Origin of the sequence: Paenibacillus sp. P13VS (genome assembly GCF_015143645.1) — a bacterium.
In the GTDB taxonomy this organism is placed as follows: domain Bacteria; phylum Bacillota; class Bacilli; order Paenibacillales; family Paenibacillaceae; genus Paenibacillus; species Paenibacillus xylanilyticus_A.
The window spans coordinates 89,601-110,006 of sequence record NZ_WYEV01000008.1; the positions used below are offsets into that span (position 1 = coordinate 89,601).

Genomic DNA, 20,406 nt, shown 5'->3' on the forward strand with positions numbered 1-20,406 from the left:
AGGAGGCTCGCCTTTTTGCTGCTTGCGTTTATCTACGAATAGCGCCATGTACATATCTCATTCTATGAATTGAGCCCTCTCCGCCTTCTGTTGAAAGTGGAAAGGGCTGCTGCTAATTAGGGTTTAATTTTCTTACAGCATTAATCTTTCATTTGCTGAATCGTCTACCTTAAGATGGTGGTTGCTTTATTGCCGGCATAATCTTCGATCACGAGCTTGAGCGAGCTGCTGCTGGAAGCTGGTGTGAAGGTCATCTCACTCAGCTTGGTTCTTCCCCGGATAATATACGGGAATTTTTGCGTAACGTAAGTCACCCCGAATTCGCGAGGCACTTCATTTTCGTAAACATAGATCTTGTACCAGTCCTCCAGATCAGGCAGGGCAAGGGTGTATTTTCCATCATTTACCGTGACCTTTTCCTTCGCGTATGGTGTAATCTGATGATCAGCCAGTTGTCCAGTAGCTGTGACAGGTTGTTGCTTGCCTATGGCAATGTTGAGCACGTAATGTTCGCCATTCGTTGGCAATCCCGTCAAGACAGCTGAAGATTTTCCTTTCTTGACCTGAACGGTCTTTGTGAAAGGTTTATTCGTATATTCCGTTTGCAGGGTGAGCTCGATCGCTTCCTTGCCTTTGGTTTTCTTAGGGTATTTCCAGCTGACCGTGGCGTCGCCATGTTTGTTAAATTTCACTTGAATATCCTGAACGGCCGCATCCAAATTATAGGACAGGGTTGCAGGCTCGCTTTCACGGCCATCTGCGCCCACGGCACGAATAGACAGCTCACCAGATCGATTTTTCAAAGATTTGATGTAATAGGTGGAATCATATATTCCGCCAACATAGGATCCATTTTCATATAAGTCGTATTGTTTAACCTTCGAATAGTCTTCCATATCCCATTCCACCACGAGTTCATCTGTATTGGTCAGAGACTTGGCGATGTGGAAACCTGTAGGAGCATCTGGCTTGGCCGCAGATCCATCGAAGATACGGATTTCACCGATATTCATCTGATAATCTTCGATTGTTTTCCCATTTGGGTCAAATACCAGTCCGAAAGCCGCAATGTTTTGGCCCGCATAGGCACTCAAATCCAGGGAAGCTGTTGTCCAGCCTTTCGTTTGTTTGCCAGAATTCGGAACATTGACTTTGACCACATGGGAAGGATTATCTTCCAGAATTAAACCGACTTGCAGGGTGGACGTATCGCTCTTCGATGGTTTGTTATAAGTGAGTTCCAATGTAGACTTCGCATTAACGGACAGATCTGTTTTATACAGACGCAGGAAGTTCTCCGCGTTCAGATCACCGTTTACGACAAGAGAACTGCCGCCATTGAAGGCCCCAATGGAATCGTACTGGTAACGGGCGCCTTTTTCATAGGTTGGGCCATAGTCAAAATCAACACTCAGCTTATCCCCTTCGCTATCCATCCACCACTGCCAGGTGACAGGGATGTCCTGGATGTTGATGTTGGACCATTCGGTATCATTGGATACTTTTCCGTTTTCATAATATTGCAGACCATGTCCGGTATTGAAGTTCGTAGCAAAGTTTGAACCATGAACGACGGAACGTTCCGTAAGGTAGGCAGCTATGCCGTCCCAATTGGCGCCGGAAGCGTAGACATCCGACAGATCAACCGATGCATTGCGGCGGGCTTCGGTAGGGTCCTGATTCGGTCCGGACCACCACGCACGATCGCGCACAAAGGTCATCCACTGGTATTCGTCTTCAGCCCGGTGATTGGTGCTTCCATCGCCCATCTCTTCATCAAGGGCATTATGGGTAAAATCCGCACCCAGCGTTGCTATGCTGTTCATCGGCTGGCCGTTCTCATCCAGATTGTTGCGCAGGTCATAGAGCTGTTTCCACCGACCGAACCGGTCATGACCGCCTTCAACGCCGGCAAAGACCGTTTCAAGCGGATCCAGTCCAAGGCTGATGGCATGATCACGTGAATCCTGCAGCATCTCATGGTTCCAGACATAGTTCAGGAAAATGGAATCCGAAACTCTGCCCAGGGCCGTATCCTGTACGAAAGGGCTGTTGAGTTCATTGAACTTATTCTGGTATTGAATCTCTCCCGTCGTATTAATGGTTGAGTCATACCACTGAATATAGAGACCCTGATCTCTTAAATATTGCATGAATTTTTTGTAGGATGGAATATCTTCAGGGGCAACGCCCCTCGCTACCTCTTCCTGATTGAAGAAGTATCCATCATAATTGTAGTATTTGGCCATCTCGGCCAATTTGACAGCGACCGGGAAATTTCCGTCTTCATCCTGCACGAGCATCTGCTTGTACGTTTGAGGACCACGGTCATTATCGGAGAAGAAGATATTGGCAATGGAACGAACGCCGTTTTTATGCGCGGCATTGGTGTAAGCCGGGTTCGGAATGTTCAGAATACCGAACTCGAAATATCGCTCTGTCCACTCCTTATTCGGGTCATACAGCTCTTCTGGCACTCCCGCAGAAGCCATGCCATGCCAGTAGCTGTAATAGTCTGTATATTGCCAATAATTGAACAGATACTGGCTAAATTCGTTCGTATAAGGGGTACTGTCGAAGAACGCATTGCCGTAATCACCACTCATCGTAAAGAGCTGGGTATCCGGGCTAAGTTCGGGGTAGGCCTGCGTGGCGGCAAAGGCATCATTACGCGGCTGCAGTGGTACATGTGCACGAAGCAATTCTCCATAGATGTCACTCTCGGGTGTCCAATTCAGAATCTGTGCAGAGGTGTAGCCATGCTGATAGGGCTGATTGGCGCCTTTGGCACTTTCACCTGTGTAGGGAAGTGTATCTCCCGCATAGACAGATGAGGCGACCAACTGACCGACCAGAGCTGATGTAATGGCCAGTGCAGTTACCTTGGGAATGATGCCTTTCGGTTTAAGTTTGCGTGTCATGCTGTTCCTCCTTCAAGTGGACTGAATGTAAGGTATTCGTTTACACAAATATAAACTTATGGTTAACGATAGAGCATGAAAGCATTTTCAAATAGGGCGAAATTAAAGAAAGGCAGGTATAAACTAAAGAAAAGTTCAAGGTGGGAAGTTAATGTCAGAAGGCAAATGATATAATTCAGACAGGACAACCGCATCGGGGGGAACATGCGATTTGAAAATTGTTAGCGTTTACAATAATTTCTTCAAAAATAATATGTTTATGAAAATGCTGTTTATTTTCTCGATGATTTCGATTGTGACGATTATTACGCTGTCGTATATCATTTTTCTATCGGTGTCCGATTCTACGATCCGCCGTGAGCTGGCTATCCAAAAGGCTGCGATGGAAAGTGTGGACCGATATATTCATCAGCAGTATGAGTCCGTGCAAAATATGGTGAGAGATATGCATCAGAACGAGGCACTGTCAGCCAATATCTCCTATCTGATGAGCCATACCTATGCAGATTATGTCCAGCATCTGACCAATGGATATTACGCCAATCAGGATGACTATTCCGCAGATGTACTGAAACATTTCCAGAATATCATGGATCGAAATGCGGACATTCATCAGTTGATGTTATATAGTGCAGAGCGCCAGGACATGTCCATGTTCAGCCCCAATAAGCAGTTCAAGAAGCTGGACACGAGTGCTGCCCATTCCTATATTCCAGACGTGATGGCCATGGAGACGCCTAATATCAGTGCACCCAACTACTGGATTCGCAAAGAGATCAATGAATGGAGCCCGGACCTGTACGCGATTCGTGTTCCCATCAACAATACACAGACGCTGCGGAATCTGGGGCAGTTCCTCGTTTTTTTTGACTCAGCAGGCATTGGAAATGCGCTTGATAGTTATGAGAGCAACTTTAAGGGAGAAATCGTGGTACTGTCGGCCAAAGGTAACGTGTTATTTGACTCCAGCAGCAACTATTACGGCAAGAAGTATCCTTATGTTGAAGTAGCGGATTCGCTATTCGATCAGACCGATATGGACTCGATGAAAAAGGAAAAAAACATGTATGTAAACAAGTTTGTCTCCGCAGACCAGGGATATGTGATTGTAGCCACGGTTCCTGTGGAAGAGATGGCTGAGGCCTATGCAGGTATTCGGAATACCATTATTTCAATTAGCATCATAAGTACCCTGTTTGCTGTGCTTGTTCCGGCGTTTTTTATCATCAACTTTGCGAAGCGGACCCGGAGAATTATCCGATTTACGCAGAAGGTGAAGTATGGCAATCTGAGTGCACGGATTGACGATACCCGTGACGATGAGCTGGGACAGATCTCGCACAGCTTTAACGATATGCTGGATGAACTTAATTTATATATTGAGCGGGTGTACAAGGCCGAGATCAAACAAAAGGAGACGGAGCTGGTTGCTCTGCAGGCCAGAATTAATCCTCATTTTCTCTATAACACGCTTGAAGTGATTCGTATGAGAGCCATTTCCCAAGGGGCAAGGGATGTTGGGGAGATGATCTACAGCTTATCCGTGCTCTTCAAGAGCCTTGTTCAGCAGAAGAAAAACTATACATTGAAGGATGAGATGGAGGCTTGCCGTCTATATCTGGAACTCTTTCGAATCCGTTATAAAGATATCTTCACTTATACGATTCAATTGGATCCTGTGCATAACCAACATCCTGTGGTCAAGCTGTCCCTGCAGCCGATCATTGAAAACTATGTCGTGCACGGCATCCAGACGGAACGCTCGGATAACAAGTTGTCCATTGTGGTGGAGGAGATTGGCGATGTGCTGCAGGTGGAAGTCAGAGATAATGGCAAAGGCATTGATCCTGCCAGATTGGCTGAAATTCGTGAAGAGCTCGATCGTCCCGAGGAATCAGGACAAATGTTTGGACTGCGCAGTGTGCACAGTCGTCTGCGGTACCTGTATGGACCGGAGTTTGGAATGACGATAGAGAGTACGCTTGGAGAAGGAACCCTGATCAGGGTGCGTTATCCTCATACGGAAGGGACAGGTGTTTAGCATGTACAACGTGTTTATTGTGGACGATGAGCCGTTCATCATTGAAGGATTATACGACATTGTGGATTGGTCTTCATTTGGAATGGAAATTGTAAACCATGCCGGCAACGGCCAGGCGGCGCTTCAAGCGCTGTCTGCCCAACCTGTCGACATTTTGATCACGGATATTTCGATGCCCATTATGAATGGACTGGATCTGATTCGGGAAGCAAGACGTGTCCAGCCTGACCTTAAAGTGATTATTCTCAGCGGATTCAATGAGTTCGAATACTTGAAGGAAGCGATGCAGCTGGGGATCGAAAATTATCTGCTCAAGCCGATCAATGTAGAAGAGCTGGAGTCGACGCTGCGAAACACGGCCTCCAAGCTGGATCAGGCGCCAGCCAAAACAAGTTATGATGCCTACGGCATTCAAATTTTGAAGGACAACATTCTTCATCGATGGTTGACGGGACAGATCGCAACGGCGGAATTCGAAGAACGCTCTCTATTCATGAATCTTACACTCGATGGTCCATGTTATGGCATTGCCATCCTCCGTACGAAGGGAGAAGAGCCGGGCATATTTGATCAAGTGCAGCGTTTACTTGCGGACAAGCCTTATGTGAGTACTTTTCATGATTTGGATGGCGATATCGTCATGATCGCGAGTGTGGACGAGCAGCAGGTCAATAGACAGATGTTTATGGATTGCGTCACCTGTTTATCCCGGCAGATCTCTGAAGCACACCCGTCAGTTTATATTGGTATGGGGGGCATGGCGAAGGGCATTCATCAGGCACCCGCGAGTTACAAAGAAGCCAAGCGCGCCCTGCAGTATGTAATGATCTACCCGGATCTTAAAGTGATCGATCATGCGATTCTTGAAACGGGAAGCAGTGCTGGCAGTCGTTTCTCCTTCGACTGGAAGGAATATGCCAAGCTGATGTTATCCCGCAATACCGAACAGCTTTCAGAACGAATTCAAACGGATTTTGAACAGTATCGCGATGGGATGACTCCTGTGGAGCTGCAGCATACGGCGCTCGAATTGGTTATTCGTTTCAAAATGGAGCTGGAGAGCATTAAGCATACGGATGAGTCTGTCATTTACCAAAAGGGGTTAAGGCGGGTGCTGGACAGCAGTACCTTTGCCGAACTGGTGCAGGCCCTTCAGCAAGTGGGGAGCGAGACGATCGAATCTCTGCTGCAGGATCTGAAAAACCCGATTGTGAGCCAAGTGCTCCAGCATATCGAGAAGCATTACGCAGAAGAGCTTTCCCTCAAGCTGCTGGGGGCTCATTATCATCTGCATCCTGTGTATCTTGGACAGCTGTTTCATAAGGAGACAGGAGAGACCTTTGCCGAGTACATCAATAAATACCGGATCGAGCGTGCCAAGGAACAGCTGCGCAGTTCCAATCTGAAGGTGCATGAGATCGCAAGAAACGTTGGATATTGGGAGACAGGATATTTTTATAAGCAATTCCGCAAATATGTAGGCATTTCACCGACCGATTTCAAGGTTTTTAATTAATTCGGTGACGGGAAGATTCCATCTGCGGACTCAACGTATAAGAGACATTTCGGGAACAGCAGTGGCATTGGAAGAGTTCAATGCCAGATGTTACCCGGCATGTCTCTTTCATGTAAGCGATTTATTAAATCAGGGACAAAAACAAGAGTCAGGGAGAATATCTCTTTAATTTGTACCCCGAAAACTTAAGTTTATCTTCTTTTTGAAAATGCTTTCATTCGATAAGGTTATAGCAGTTAGTTCGTTAGTGCTTAAGGGAAAACGAAAAGGGAGGATCTAAACAATGCTTAAAAAAAGAAAAAGTTTTTCTCTCGTCCTGGCATTATTAATGGCCGTTACACTTGTACTTAGTGCCTGCGGTGGAAGCGAGAGTGCTTCGGAATCCGGCGGGGCTGGAGATGATTCAGTCGAACTGATCTGGTACACCATCGGTACCCCGCAAAAAGATGTGAACAAGGTCATGGAAGAAGTCAGCAAGTATACCAAGGAAAAAATCAATGCTACCGTAACCATGAAAATGGTCGATTGGGGTGACTATCCTCAAAAGATGCAGGTGAATGTGGCTTCCGGTGAGCCTATGGACATTCTGTTCACCTCTTCGGGCGGCTTCGACTATGTTCAGAATGCCAGAAAAGGTGCGTTCCTGGAGTTGGATGAGCTGCTCCCCAAATATGGCAAGGATCTGATGGACACGATTGACCCGGCATTCCTCAGCGGTTCCAAAGTCGATGGTCATAACTACGGTATTCCGGCCAACAAGGAACTGCCGCAGCAAGAAGTATGGCGCTTCAACAAAACACTGCTTGATAAGTACAACCTGGACATCTCCAATATCCGCACCTTGGACAGTCTCGAACCTCTGCTCAAAACAATCAAGGAAAATGAGCCGAGTGTGACGCCGTTTGCGATGGATAAAAACTATGTCCCTTACGTTCCTTATGACTATGTCATTCAAAATTTGCCTATGGCAATCAAACTGGATACAACGGATTACAAGCTCGTGAACATCCTGGAGACTCCTGAAATGAAGGAAGCACTCACAACGATGAACAAATATTACAAAGCTGGCTATGTGTCTGCAGAGGCAGCAACAACAGGATCAACCAACGACCTGACGACATCGGGCAACTGGTTCCTGGATCGTGCACAGACTCAACCGCTGGCTGACAATCAATGGTCTGCAAGCTATGGATATCCTGTCGTTTCCACTCCGGCAAGTGATGCAATCATCACAAACACTTCTGTACAAGGATCCATCATGGCGATCTCCGCCAACTCCGAGTACCCGGAAAAAGCAATGGAATTCCTGAACCTGCTCAATACGGATCCAGTGCTGCGCAATATGGTTGACTCCGGTATCGAGGGTACTCACTACAAAAAAGTGGACGATACACACATGGAAAACCTGGCTGAATCGAAGAACTATGACATGCCTTCGTATTCCCTTGGTAACAACATGCTGCTCTATCTGAACAACAACGATCCGGACAACAAATGGGATGAGTTCAAGAAGTTTAATGCTGAAGGCGTAAACTCACCAATCCTCAGCTTCAACTTTGATGCAAGCAACGTGTCTACTGAATTGACAGCTGTACAAAACGTGAAAGAACAATACTGGGCCGCATTGATGACTGGTACGCTGGACCCGGCGACCAACTTGGATCAGGTCATTGAGAAGTTCAATCAAGCCGGTCTTGAGAAGGTAATGGCTGAAGCCCAAAGCCAGCTTGATGCCTGGAGAGCGGAAAATAAGTAAGGTTACATTCGTAGGATCGGGCGGCTGCATGTAGCGTCCGATCCTTTTTTTCATTCAAGCTTGAAGGAGGATATCCGAATGACTGCATTTTTGAAAAATCTGATAAAAAACCGAGTCATGCTGTTCATGGTGCTGCCTGGCGCCATCTGGTTCTTCTTCTTCTCTTATCTGCCCCTGGTGGGTACTGTAGCGGCCTTCAAGGAATATCGCTTTAGTCGTGAGGGCTTCTGGGCCAGTCTTGCGAAGAGCGAATGGGTGGGCTGGGACAATTTCAAATTCCTGTTCAGCAACAATGACGCGCTGCTGATTACCCGAAATACACTTCTGTATAACATCGCCATCATATTCCTGGGGTTAGTGTTCGCCGTAGGTTTGGCCATTCTGCTCTCCGAACTTATTAATAAGCGGCTCGCCAAAATATATCAAACCGGGATGTTCCTCCCGTATTTTCTCTCCTGGGTCATTGTAGGTTACTTTGTGTTCAGTTTCCTGAGCATGGACCGGGGAATGTTGAATCAGATCATCGGCTGGTTCGGGATGGAACCCATCCAGTGGTATTCGGAAGCCAAGTATTGGCCGTACATTCTGATTTTCGTCGCACTTTGGAAAACGATCGGCTACAACAGTATCGTCTATCTGGCATCGATACTGGGCATTGACCGTTCGCTCTATGAAGCTGCAATGATTGACGGTGCGAGCAAATGGCAGCAGATTCGCAACATTACGATCCCATTGCTATCCCCAATCATCACGATTATGACACTTCTGGCTGTAGGCCGGATTTTCTACGCGGACTTTGGTCTCTTCTATCAAGTGCCGAGGGATTCGGGCACGCTCTATTCCGTTACGAATGTCATTGACACGTATGTATATCGCGGTTTGAAAACGAGCGGTGAGATTGGCATGAGTACCGCTGCCGGATTGTATCAATCGGTTGTGGGCTTTGTACTGGTTATCATCTCCAACTATGTGGTACGCAAGATCGATAAAGATAGCAGCTTATTCTAGGACAAGGGAAAGGAGTGAACCACTGTGGCTCAACTCGTAAAAAAACGCGATTTCCATCATGTATCCAGCGGCTGGAACATCATCATGAATATCATGGCCGGACTTTTCGCTCTGATCTGTGTGTTTCCTTTTATATTTGTCGTCATCATCTCGTTTACGGACGAAAAGGCATTGGCTCGTGACGGGTACCGCCTGATTCCGGCGGAATGGAGTCTCGCGGCATATCAATTTGTCTGGCAGAGCGGTGATACACTGCTGCGTGCGTATGGGGTTACCATTCTGGTCACGGTACTCGGGACAATCATCAGTTTGATCCTCATGTCCCTGTATGCCTATGCCATTTCCCGCAAGAGCTTCAGATATCGGAGATTTTTCTCCGTGTTTGCCATTTTGACGATGCTGTTCAACGGCGGGATGATCCCGACCTATATGGTTGTATCCCAGCTGCTTGGATTGAAAGATACCGTGTGGGCACTGATTCTGCCGCTGGCGATGAATGCCTTCTATATTATGATTCTGCGTACGTTCTACTCCACGAGTGTGCCGGATGCGGTTATTGAATCCGCAAGAATTGACGGCGCCGGAGAGTTTTATACCTTTATGAAAATTGTAATTCCATTGTCCCTGCCGGGGCTGGCAACCATCGGGTTGTTCAGTACACTGGGTTACTGGAATGACTGGTTCAACGCACTCTTATACATTGATAATCCCAACCTGGTACCGCTGCAATCCATGCTGATGCGGATCGAGTCCAGCATTCAGTTTATTCAGCAGAACTCCGCCAACAGCTCCATGAGTCTGGCAGCCATGCAGTCCATTCCGCAGGATACTTCCCGGATGGCGATGGTTGTGCTTGCAACGCTGCCGATTATATTTGCCTACCCGTTCTTCCAGCGCTATTTCGTACAAGGTCTAACGGTTGGAGCGGTGAAGGAGTAACCGAATTACTCTACAGGATTGGAGAGTTTCAGGATGATGACATACAAGGACAAAAGCAAGCCCGTCGAAGAACGGGTGCAGCATCTGCTTGGCCTGATGACTACGGAAGAGAAGGTAGGCCAGCTCATTCAGCCTTTTGGCTGGCAGACCTATACGAATGACAAGGGAAATATCACGCTGAATGATTCCTTCAAAGAGCAGGTGGAAAACTGCGGCGTCGGCTCACTCTATGGTGCCCTTCGGGCTGATCCCTGGACTGGCGTTACACTTGAAAATGGCCTATCCGCGAGAGAAGGTGCGGAAGCCGTCAACCTGATTCAGCGTCATGCTGTGGAGCATTCCCGACTGGGAATTCCAATCCTGATTGGGGAGGAGTGCTCTCACGGTCATATGGCCATTGACGGAACGGTATATCCGGTACCGCTGCTGCTCGGCAGCACCTGGAATGTGGACCTGTACCGAGAGATGTGCCAGGCCGTAGCCAGGGAAACGCGTGCCCAGGGTGGTGCGGTTACGTATTCTCCGGTACTCGATGTCGTGCGTGATCCGCGCTGGGGACGTACCGAGGAATGCTTTGGCGAAGATCCGTATCTCATTGGGGAAATGGCGGTAGCTTCTGTCGAAGGACTTCAGGGGGAAAGTCTTGACCGGGATGATGCGGTTGCTGCAACGCTGAAGCATTTTGTCGGTTACGGCAGTTCGGAAGGCGGACGCAATGCAGGACCTGTACACATGGGCTGGCGTGAATTGCTGGAGGTGGATCTGTATCCATTCCGAAAGGCGGTTGAAGCTGGGGCAGCATCCATTATGCCTGCGTATAACGAAATTGATGGCACACCTTGTACGGTAAATACGGAATTGCTGGATCATGTTTTACGTGAAGACTGGGGCTTTGAGGGGCTGGTCATTACGGACTGCGGCGCAATCAACATGCTGGCAGGCGGGCATGATGTTGCAGCGGATGGGCTCGATGCATCTGTGCAGGCCATTCAGGCAGGAATCGATATGGAGATGTCCGGTGAGATGTTTGGACAGTATCTGGTGCAGGCTGTATCGGAAGGCAAGCTTGATGTGCAGGTTTTGGACCAGGCTGTCAGCCGCGTACTGGCATTGAAATTCAAACTGGGCTTGTTTGAGCAGCCTTATGTGGACGCTGACCGGGCCGCAGACGTAATTGGCAGTGAGCAGCATATCCAGCTGGCACGTCAATTGGCAGCAGAAGGAGTGGTTCTGCTCAAAAATGAGCAATCGGCTCTCCCGCTATCCATTACAGGAGCTGGGCAAATTGCAGTCATTGGTCCGAATGCGGATCATGCCTACAATCAGCTCGGTGATTATACATCACCGCAGCCCAAATCCAAAGTGGCAACCGTACTGGATGGTATTCGCTCCAAGCTCACGGGGGATGAAGCTGTACCTGAGGTGCTTTATGCACCAGGTTGCCGAATCAAAGGCGATTCCAGAGAGGGTTTCGAGCATGCCATGGAGATCGCCGGCAAGGCCGATACCATCATCATGGTGGTTGGAGGCTCAAGCGCCCGTGATTTTGGCGAAGGAACGATCGACCTGAAGACAGGGGCATCCAATGTATCGGATCATTCATGGAACGACATGGAGTGCGGCGAAGGCATCGACCGTATGACGTTGGGGCTTGCGGGGGTACAGCTGGAACTCATTCAGGAGATTCACAAGCTCGGCAAAAAGCTCATCGTTGTTTACATCAATGGGCGCCCCATCACCGAACCTTGGGTAGACGAACATGCAGATGCCATTCTGGAGGCATGGTATCCGGGTCAAGAGGGCGGGCATGCCATTGCAGACATTCTATTTGGCGATGTGAATCCATCGGGCAAATTGACGATTTCCATTCCGAAGCATGTCGGTCAGCTACCTGTCTATTACAACGGTAAACGTTCCCGTGGCAAACGTTACCTCGAAGAGGATCTGGAGCCTCGTTATTCGTTCGGATATGGACTTAGCTATACGACTTTTGAATACAGCGAGCCGAAAGTCAGCAGGGCATCCATGACAGCTGGCGAATCAGTTACGGTATCGGTGGATGTGACCAATACAGGCCAGCGTAGTGGCGCAGAAGTGGTACAGATGTACATCACCGATGTGGTCAGCCAGATGACTCGGCCGGCCAAAGAGCTGAAAGGATTCACAAAAGTGAATCTGGCACCTGGTGAGACGCAAACGATAGAATTCCGTGTTGGTGCGGAGCAGCTGCAATATATCGGACGGCATTTGAAACCCGTGGTTGAACCGGGACTATTCCGTATTCATATCGGCAGCAGCGTGAACGAGACACAAATGGCCGAGCTTACGGTAAGGGAGGCGTAAAACATGGAACGTATTAGACGATTTATTCGTGAACTGTCTGAACATCAGTGGCTGGAGCAGGTGGATTTACGCAGCTGGAACATCACCCGTGCTTATTATGACGTGCCGGGAAAATATGAGAATCAAGGGCCTTATCCGGAGGGAGAAGGCCTGGATCGTTTTCCAAGCACGCAGGGGACCACCTACTTTTTTCGAACCCGTTTAGAAGTCCCCGCTTCCTGGCAGCATGCCCCATTCGGACTGTTGTTTCAATCGGGAGGAGAAGGATTGCTGCGGGTGAATGGCCGTTCCTATCAGGGTCTGGATCGCAATCATACGTACGTTACGCTGGACCCATCCAGCATTGGAATCCATCCTGAACTTGAAATCGAATTGTTCGATCCGGTACCTGAGCCTGTCGATCCGTTAAATCAGCAGGCCGTTATTCAGCCGCCAATCACAGCAATCACGAGTCGGCTGGTGAGACCGAACGAGGCGGTTCGCAGCCTGATGTATACGGTCATTATTGTACGTGATTCGGCTGTACTGCTGCCCGAAAGCGACTTCCGGCGTGTACGTCTGCTGGAAGCCATCTATCATGCGATGGATCAATTTGTCGGCATGACAGATGAAGAGATCAAGCAGGGGGACGGTATTCGCCAGATTGAAGATTGTCTAGCAAGTCAAGTGCGAGAGATTGGTGGTAACGCCGAAGGGCTTGAACATATGGTGGGACAGTCCCATATCGACATTGCCTGGCTGTGGCCTGTACGGGAGACGGTACGCAAGACAAGTCGTACATTCTCAACCGTGGATGCACTAATGAATGAGTATCCCGATTATGTGTATTCCCAGAGCCAACCTTTGTTGTACGCCTTTCTGAAGGAACATGATCCCGAATTGTATGCACGGGTGAAGCAGCGTATTGCAGAAGGACGCTGGGAACTGGTTGGCGGCATGTGGGTTGAGCCGGATCTGAACATTCCGAGCGGGGAGTCGCTGATTCGCCAAATGTTATATGGCCAGCGTTTTTACATGGAGGAGTTCGGCAAGACATCTCAGATTGAATGGCTGCCCGATACATTCGGGTACTGTGCGTCCCTGCCTCAGATTTTGAAGCATGGCAATGTGGACTATTTCATGACGACGAAGCTGGGATGGAACGATACCAATGTATTCCCGTACGATCTCTTTCACTGGGTTGGCATTGACGGCACACCGATCCTGTCTTATCTCAATCATGGTGTCAATGAACACACTTTACCGAAGGATATCCATGATCACTGGCAGTCCTACCGTGAGAAAGCAGCACATCCCGAGCACATGCTTCTATATGGGCATGGTGATGGTGGCGGCGGCGTCACCCGCGAAATGCTGGAGTACGTGGATCGCGCAGACTTAATGGTAGGGCAGCCTGCCAGTCGCTACAGTACAGCGGCAGCCTTTTTTGCAGGTATTGAAGCAGGGCAGCCTGCACTTCCGGAATGGCACGGCGATCTGTACCTGGAACTGCATCGAGGCACATACACGACACATGCACGCAACAAGCGGAACAATCGCAAGGCAGAGGTCCTGTATCGTGAAGCCGAGCTGTGGAATACACTCGCTCTGCCGGACATGGAGGCGCAGACGGAAGCTGAAGTCCGTTCTGCACTGCATGAGGGCTGGAAGCTGATTTTGCTGAATCAATTCCACGATATTATTCCAGGCTCAGCGATTACAGAGTCATATGTGACTTCGGATGAGGAATATGTACGAGTTTTTGAGTTAGGTAGAGCTGGGCTGAATCAAGGTGCTGCGGCATTGACGGCAGGTATTGACACAAAGGGTCCAGAAGGTTCAGCGACCTATGTGGTGTTCAACAGCCTTGGCTGGAAGCGTAATGCAGTTATTCAGCTCCCCGTGCTCGATGGCATGGATCGTTATGCGGTAGATGTGGAAGGTGAGCACCTGCGAATGGATCGGGAGGATCACGCGATTTCAATTCTTGTGGAGGACATTCCGGCGTTTGGGTATAAGACGATTTGGCTGGTACCTAAAAATACGAGGGAAACGAATACACGAGAAGTGACCAGCGTTGGCAGTCAACCGGTTTTTAACGATACATGGGATACTGCGTTTTATCATGTGGAGTTTAACAACCGAGGCGAGATTACTCGTCTGTGGGATAAGGCAGCAGAGCGGGAAATGCTGAAGCCGGGTGAACGGGGCAATCAATTGCACTTTTTCCATGACCGTCCAACGCTCTGGGATGCATGGGATATTGACAGCCGTTATGAAGAACAGGTTGCTGGAGAAGCCGAGCTATTGGAGAAAAAGCTGGTGCTGGCGGGTACAACGAAGGACGTCCTGCGCTTCCGGTGGAAACTCCATCAATCGGAAATTACACAAAATATCGTCTTTTACCATGATTCACGGCGAATTGACTTCCAAACGCAGGTGAGCTGGAACGAAAATCACAAGCTTTTGAAAGTCGGTTTTCCAATCGATGTCGTGACCTCCAAGGCAACATACGAAATTCCTTTTGGCGCATTGGAACGGCCAACGCACCGTAACACCAGCTGGGAACAAGCCCAGTATGAAGTTTGTGGCCACCGTTTCGCAGATGTATCCGAATATGGATACGGCGTGAGTTTGCTTAATGACTGCAAATACGGATACGACGTACAGGGAAGCACCATTCGTTTATCCCTGCTTCGTGCACCGAAATGGCCGGACCGAACCGCTGATCTGGGAGAGCATGAATTCACCTATTCCCTGTATCCGCACGAAGGGGATTGGCGTACTGCGCACACGGTACGTCATGCGGCAGAGCTGAATCATGAGGTGACGGTACAGCAGGTACAGCGGAGCACAGGGGCTGAAGTAGATTCAACGGCAACTGCAGCACCTGCACGCCCGGCAACCGGAGCATGGATTGGTTTGGATAGCGAGCATGTCATTTTGGATACGGTCAAAATGGCAGAGGATGGACACGGCACGGTACTTCGTTTCTATGAATCTTCAGGCAAGCGTGAACGTGTAACCTTGCAATGGCCACATGCCTTTGAGCAGGCCTACCTCTCCAATGCGTTGGAAGAACCGGGTGAGCCTTTGGATATGACGAATGGCCTGATTACATTGAACTTCGCCCCTTACGAAATTAAAACCGTGCTGCTGCGGTAAACCTTTTTGAAATATCTTTGAGCTATATAGGAGTGAACACATTTACACGATAACGGAGAGGGCAGAAAGTATCCGAAGAAGCGAAGCGGTCGCCTTTATCCCCGGATTTACCCTTTGAAGAAGGGAATCAAAAAAATCTGGGGATAACAGCGATCGGAGGATATTTCTGACCGCGCAGTGGTCCAGTGTAAAATTAATGTTTTTCCTAAATAGCTACACCATTCAATACGTTTAAGGAGTTGCACTCATCCATGGAACAATTCAGATTACCCAAAATACCAATGCCGCCCGTTGCTGTGCCGCAATCCATTCAGGCAGTGCTCGAAGAGGCGGAACAGAAGCTGGCTCATCGACCGAAGCTGCTTCAACTATTCAAAAATTGTTTCCCCAATACAATCGAAACAACAACAAAATTGATGGACGATGGCACGACTTTTGTTATCACCGGAGACATCCCAGCCTCGTGGCTGCGTGATTCCGTGGAGCAGGTGGTGCACTACATTCCGTTTACGAAGGAAGATGAGGACCTGCAGCGGATCATTGGCGGCCTGATCAAGCGCCACATCCAGTATGTTCATATTGATCCATATGCCAATGCCTTCAATGAGTCCGCCAATGACTGGCACTGGAACACAACGGACGAGACCGATATGTCGCCATGGGTATGGGAACGCAAATTCGAGATTGATTCGCTGTGCTTTGTTGTACGTCTGGCCTATCTATATTGGAAGGAAACGGAGCTGACCGACATTTTTGATTCCAGCTTCAAGGCTGCCATGCGCAAAATCGTGGATCTGTTCAAGGTGGAACAGCATCACATGGAGCAATCTCCATATCGCTTTACACGCAATAACGGCATTCCTACAGATTCTCTGCGTAATCATGGGAAGGGTATGCCGGTCAATTATACAGGCATGATCTGGTCTGGCTTCCGTTCCAGCGACGATGCGTGCGATTTTCACTACAACATCCCAGGCAACATGTTTGCAGTCGTAGCTTTGCGCCAGATGCAGGAGTTTGCCGAGTGGGTCTTCCGGGATATGGCGCTGCTGCAGGAGCTTAAGGATCTGGAGCAGGACGTGGATCATGGCATTCAGCTGTACGGCATTTATCGTCATCCGGAATTCGGTCCTATCTATGCGTACGAGACGGATGGCTACGGCAATTACTGTCTCATGGATGATGCCGGTACACCGGGACTGATGTCCATTCCGTATCTCGGTTACGTCACAGCGGATGATCCGATCTATCAAAATACCCGCCGATTCGCCCTGAGCAAAGAGAACCCGTTCTATTATGAGGGCAAGGTTGCCAAAGGGATCGGCAGCCCGCACACACCACCGGATTACATCTGGCATATGGGTCTATCCATGCAGGGACTGACGGCACAATCTGCCGAGGAGAAGCTGGAGATCATTCGTATGCTGGAAGCGACAGATGCGGATACAGGGTATATGCATGAAGGTTTCCATGCAGATGATCCAACCATTTTTACGAGAAAATGGTTTGCATGGTCCAACAGCCTGTTCTCCCAGTTGGTCTATAAATCCATGAAGGATGGCCTGTTATGAGTACACATGTGAAGGACAACAAGCTGATTATCTTCGCTGATCCTGATTTTCCGGCAGAAGGCCAGCGACCATCCCGTGAGGCTCTGGATACTTGGCAAGGGTTTAATGAAGTCATCGTTGTTAGCGCGCGCGAACTGGCTGAGGTGTTGAAAGCAGCAGCAGGCGAGGGCTGTCTGGTAAACCTGCATGCACCCTACTTTCCCAAATCGGCCTGGAAGGAAATTGCAGCATATCTGCATCAGGGAGGAAGCCTGATCAGTGTGGGGGGAGCACCGTTTAAGCGCCCTGTACGGGATCAGGATGGTGCTTGGGTTGTGGAGTCCGAGCAGACGGCGTATCATCAGGAGCTTTATATTCACGAGGCACTGAACGTATATTCAGGAAATATCCAAACGTACGCCTCCTCTGAACAAATTTCACTGCTTGCAGGCAAAGAGGGCTTGTTTGAGATTGCAGACACGTGGAATCTGGTCCCGCATACGACCAAGTCCAGTGATCTGCCTCACCAGATGGGTTCGGCAGGACCGATGAGCACGCAGATCTATCCGTTACTTAGCGGAGTAAGTAAGGATGAACGCAGCATTGCCGCTCCGATTGTCCTGTGGGAGAACTCCCGCAGTACATTTGCTGGTTCACGCTGGATGTTTGTGAATCTGCCGCTGACCGCTTCATTCTGGGAGCAGGACGGTGCGAACGAGATTGTGAAGTGGGCACAATTCTGTGCCAAAGGGGTAACTGAATTGTCGCTCAAGCCTAACTACGCCACATATGAACCAGGTGAACGGGCTGTACTTACCCTTCAGGGACAGATTTTACAGCGCGCGGGTGACAGACGTATGTCTTCCGAGTTGTGGACGTTTGATCTGACCGTTGAACGGGAGGACCGGACAAGCAGCACAGCTGAGAGGGTATGGAGTCATAAGCTGCAGATGGAGCTCACCGGAGAGCAGCAGTTTGTACGCCTTCCTCTTCCGGTTTCAGTAGAAAGCGGGCTGTACCGAATTGTATGTCGTGCGCAAGGACCGGACGGTGAAGTTCGGAATCTGCGTCAAGGCTTCTGGGGCCAGGATGACGCATTGCTTGCCGAAGGTGAAGTCATCACTCACAGCAGAGACTATTTTGTAAAAGAAGGACGACCTCTCCCTGTTGTGGGCATGACGTATATGACCTCCGACGTAGCCCGAAAATTTCTGTTTCTGCCGAATGCCGACGTATGGGATCGGGACATGGCACAGATGGCGAAAGCGGGCATTAACTGGATTCGGACCGGAATCTGGACGGCATATCGCAACATGATGCAGGTGGACGGACACATGGCAGAGGATGTGCTTCGCGCGATTGATGCCTTCCTGTTAACGGCGAAGCGTCACGGCCTGCAGGTTACGTTTACGTTCTTTTCCTTTACACCCGAAACGTGGGAAGGAACGAATCCGTATCTGGATCCGCAGAGTGTCGGGGCACAGAAGCGTTTCATTCGCAGCATCGTCAGCCGGCATACACACACCACTCATGTGGATTGGGATCTGATTAACGAGCCATCGATGTTTGATCCGGTGCGCATCTTCTCGGCTGGCCCGCGCTCAGCCAGGGATTTGCACGAACAGCAGGCATTTATCGCATGGCTTGAGCAGCGTCATGGAACCATTGAATCGCTGCAGGAAGCATGGAACATGTCTCCGAAGCAGCTTCCGAACTTTGCAGCAGCGGTCATTCCGGAACCGGAAGAGATTAACTTTGATGTACAGGACATGCACAAGGCGAAAAAAGGAACTCGCTGGCTCGATTATTGTCTCTTCTCCATGGAGATGCACAATGTTTGGGCAAGAGAGCTCGTAGGTACGATCAAGGATCTGGTGCCGAATCATCTCGTTACCGTAGGGCAGGACGAAGCTCTGGGTGCACAGCGTCCTTCACCGTTTTTCTATGAACGTGAAGTGGATTATACCACCGTGCATTCCTGGTGGTTGAATGATGATCTGATCTGGGACGGCATTTTTACCAAAACTCCGCATAAACCGAATCTCATCCAGGAGACGGGCATCATGTATGTGGAGACCCCGGATGGACGCGCCAAGCGCACGGAAGAAGAGCTTCGCAGCATTCTTGAACGGAAGTATGCCTATGCATTCTCCACAGGTGGTGCGGGAGCAGTGCAATGGATCTGGAATACCAACTTCTATATGGATAATGCCAATGAGTCTCATATTGGAGCCCTTCGTGCAGATGGTACAGAGAAGCCAGAGGCAGATGTATCCTATGACTTTGGCCGCTTCATGCAGAAGGTGCGTGATCTCTTCGAGGATCGTGAGCTGGAGGAGATTGCGGTCGTGTTCCCGTATTCCAATGATTTCTCCAACCGTTCCCTTGCTTATGATGCAACAACCAAGCTTACGCGTGTAATGTCCTATGATCTGAAACTGCCATTCCGTGCCGTATCTGAGTATCATTTGGAAGCACTGGAGCAGCAGCCACCCAAGCTGATTATCGTGCCGAGTCCACACAATATGGATAATGATGCATTGCTTCAGCTGCTTGCATTCACGGAGAAGGAAGGCGCATGTCTGCTGATTACTGGACCACTGGGACTGGACGCGTACTGGAAGGCCAGTGACCGGGCCGATCACATTGTGGGTAAACGCAGTTTGGGTAATGTGCAGCGTGAAGAACTGCTGAATATCAATGGGGTGAATCACCGGGTAACATATGGCCGGCGTCGTATTGCTGAGGTGGCCAAAGAGACGCTGCTTCATCAAGATCATGACACTCCAGATGAAGTGACTGTTCTGCCATGGGGGAAAGGGAAAATTATGTGGACCCCGCTGCCGCTCGAGCTAAATGGACGGGATGAGCCGCTGGCGGACCTGTATCGTTATGCGGCCGAAACGGCTGGCATCCATCAGGAGCTAGAATGGATATCTGGCGGAGAAATCGCAGGAATCTATGGCCGGAAGCTGAGTTTTCCAAAAGGAAATCTATATGTATTTGTGTCAGAGTCTTCACTCAATCATAAGGTTCATGTAAGAGATACCCGCACTGGCGTATCCTATGAGTTCAAATTGAAGAAAAATCGATCCGTGCTGTTTGCCACAGATGCTGCAGGCAAGCTGCATACGGTGTATCGCCCGGAAGAAGTTGAGATTGTACAACAAGATGGAGAGGTGGGCTAA

The 20,406-nt window shown here is 49.3% G+C and carries 10 protein-coding genes; 9 read left to right on the forward strand and 1 reads right to left on the reverse strand.

Annotation, left to right across the window (positions count from 1 at the left end):
* Positions 1–164 precede the first annotated feature (164 nt).
* Positions 165–2,921 carry an endo-beta-N-acetylglucosaminidase gene (locus GUA98_RS20490; RefSeq protein WP_193724232.1) on the reverse strand — a complete coding sequence of 919 codons (2,757 nt, stop codon included), beginning with the start codon at positions 2,919–2,921 and terminating at the stop codon, positions 165–167.
* Positions 2,922–3,132: 211 nt separating this feature from the next.
* Between GUA98_RS20490 and GUA98_RS20495 the strand changes: the two genes are divergently transcribed.
* The 9 genes from GUA98_RS20495 to GUA98_RS20535 all read left to right on the forward strand — a co-directional run bounded on the left by GUA98_RS20495 (position 3,133) and on the right by GUA98_RS20535 (position 20,406).
* Positions 3,133–4,962: a histidine kinase gene (locus GUA98_RS20495; protein ID WP_167301710.1), complete on the forward strand. Its 1,830-nt coding sequence runs from the start codon at positions 3,133–3,135 to the stop codon at positions 4,960–4,962.
* Between the two features lies 1 nt (position 4,963).
* Positions 4,964–6,478, forward strand: a complete 1,515-nt coding sequence (locus GUA98_RS20500; RefSeq protein WP_193724233.1) for a response regulator transcription factor — start codon at positions 4,964–4,966, stop codon at positions 6,476–6,478.
* 283 nt (positions 6,479–6,761) lie between these two features.
* Positions 6,762–8,234 carry an ABC transporter substrate-binding protein gene (locus tag GUA98_RS20505; RefSeq protein ID WP_127538935.1) on the forward strand — a complete coding sequence of 491 codons (1,473 nt, stop codon included), beginning with the start codon at positions 6,762–6,764 and terminating at the stop codon, positions 8,232–8,234.
* Positions 8,235–8,312: 78 nt separating this feature from the next.
* Entirely contained in the window at positions 8,313–9,242 is a 930-nt protein-coding gene (locus GUA98_RS20510) for an ABC transporter permease (RefSeq protein WP_095292071.1), read from the forward strand.
* 84 nt (positions 9,243–9,326) lie between these two features.
* Positions 9,327–10,181 (forward strand): carbohydrate ABC transporter permease, encoded by an 855-nt coding sequence (locus tag GUA98_RS20515; RefSeq protein WP_217506623.1) that lies wholly within the window; start codon positions 9,327–9,329, stop codon positions 10,179–10,181.
* A 33-nt stretch (positions 10,182–10,214) separates the two neighbouring features.
* Entirely contained in the window at positions 10,215–12,524 is a 2,310-nt protein-coding gene (locus tag GUA98_RS20520; protein ID WP_193724234.1) for a glycoside hydrolase family 3 N-terminal domain-containing protein, read from the forward strand.
* A gap of 3 nt (positions 12,525–12,527) precedes the next feature.
* Positions 12,528–15,668, forward strand: a complete 3,141-nt coding sequence (locus GUA98_RS20525) for an alpha-mannosidase (protein WP_193724235.1) — start codon at positions 12,528–12,530, stop codon at positions 15,666–15,668.
* 251 nt (positions 15,669–15,919) lie between these two features.
* Positions 15,920–17,239 carry a glycoside hydrolase family 125 protein gene (locus tag GUA98_RS20530; protein ID WP_193724236.1) on the forward strand — a complete coding sequence of 440 codons (1,320 nt, stop codon included), beginning with the start codon at positions 15,920–15,922 and terminating at the stop codon, positions 17,237–17,239.
* Positions 17,236–20,406, forward strand: a complete 3,171-nt coding sequence (locus GUA98_RS20535) for a beta-galactosidase (RefSeq protein ID WP_193724237.1) — start codon at positions 17,236–17,238, stop codon at positions 20,404–20,406. The genes GUA98_RS20530 and GUA98_RS20535 overlap by 4 nt, the downstream gene beginning before the upstream one ends.

Excerpts from the sequence above, each read along its gene's own strand:
- GUA98_RS20490 (WP_193724232.1), bottom strand. The coding sequence starts at position 2,921 with ATGACACGCAAACTTAAACCGAAAGGCATCATTCCCAAGGTAACTGCA.
- GUA98_RS20500 (WP_193724233.1), top strand. The coding sequence starts at position 4,964 with ATGTACAACGTGTTTATTGTGGACGATGAGCCGTTCATCATTGAAGGA.
- GUA98_RS20505 (WP_127538935.1), top strand. The coding sequence starts at position 6,762 with ATGCTTAAAAAAAGAAAAAGTTTTTCTCTCGTCCTGGCATTATTAATG.
- GUA98_RS20510 (WP_095292071.1), top strand. The coding sequence starts at position 8,313 with ATGACTGCATTTTTGAAAAATCTGATAAAAAACCGAGTCATGCTGTTC.
- GUA98_RS20515 (WP_217506623.1), top strand. The coding sequence starts at position 9,327 with ATGAATATCATGGCCGGACTTTTCGCTCTGATCTGTGTGTTTCCTTTT.
- GUA98_RS20520 (WP_193724234.1), top strand. The coding sequence starts at position 10,215 with ATGATGACATACAAGGACAAAAGCAAGCCCGTCGAAGAACGGGTGCAG.
- GUA98_RS20525 (WP_193724235.1), top strand. The coding sequence starts at position 12,528 with ATGGAACGTATTAGACGATTTATTCGTGAACTGTCTGAACATCAGTGG.
- GUA98_RS20530 (WP_193724236.1), top strand. The coding sequence starts at position 15,920 with ATGGAACAATTCAGATTACCCAAAATACCAATGCCGCCCGTTGCTGTG.
- GUA98_RS20535 (WP_193724237.1), top strand. The coding sequence starts at position 17,236 with ATGAGTACACATGTGAAGGACAACAAGCTGATTATCTTCGCTGATCCT.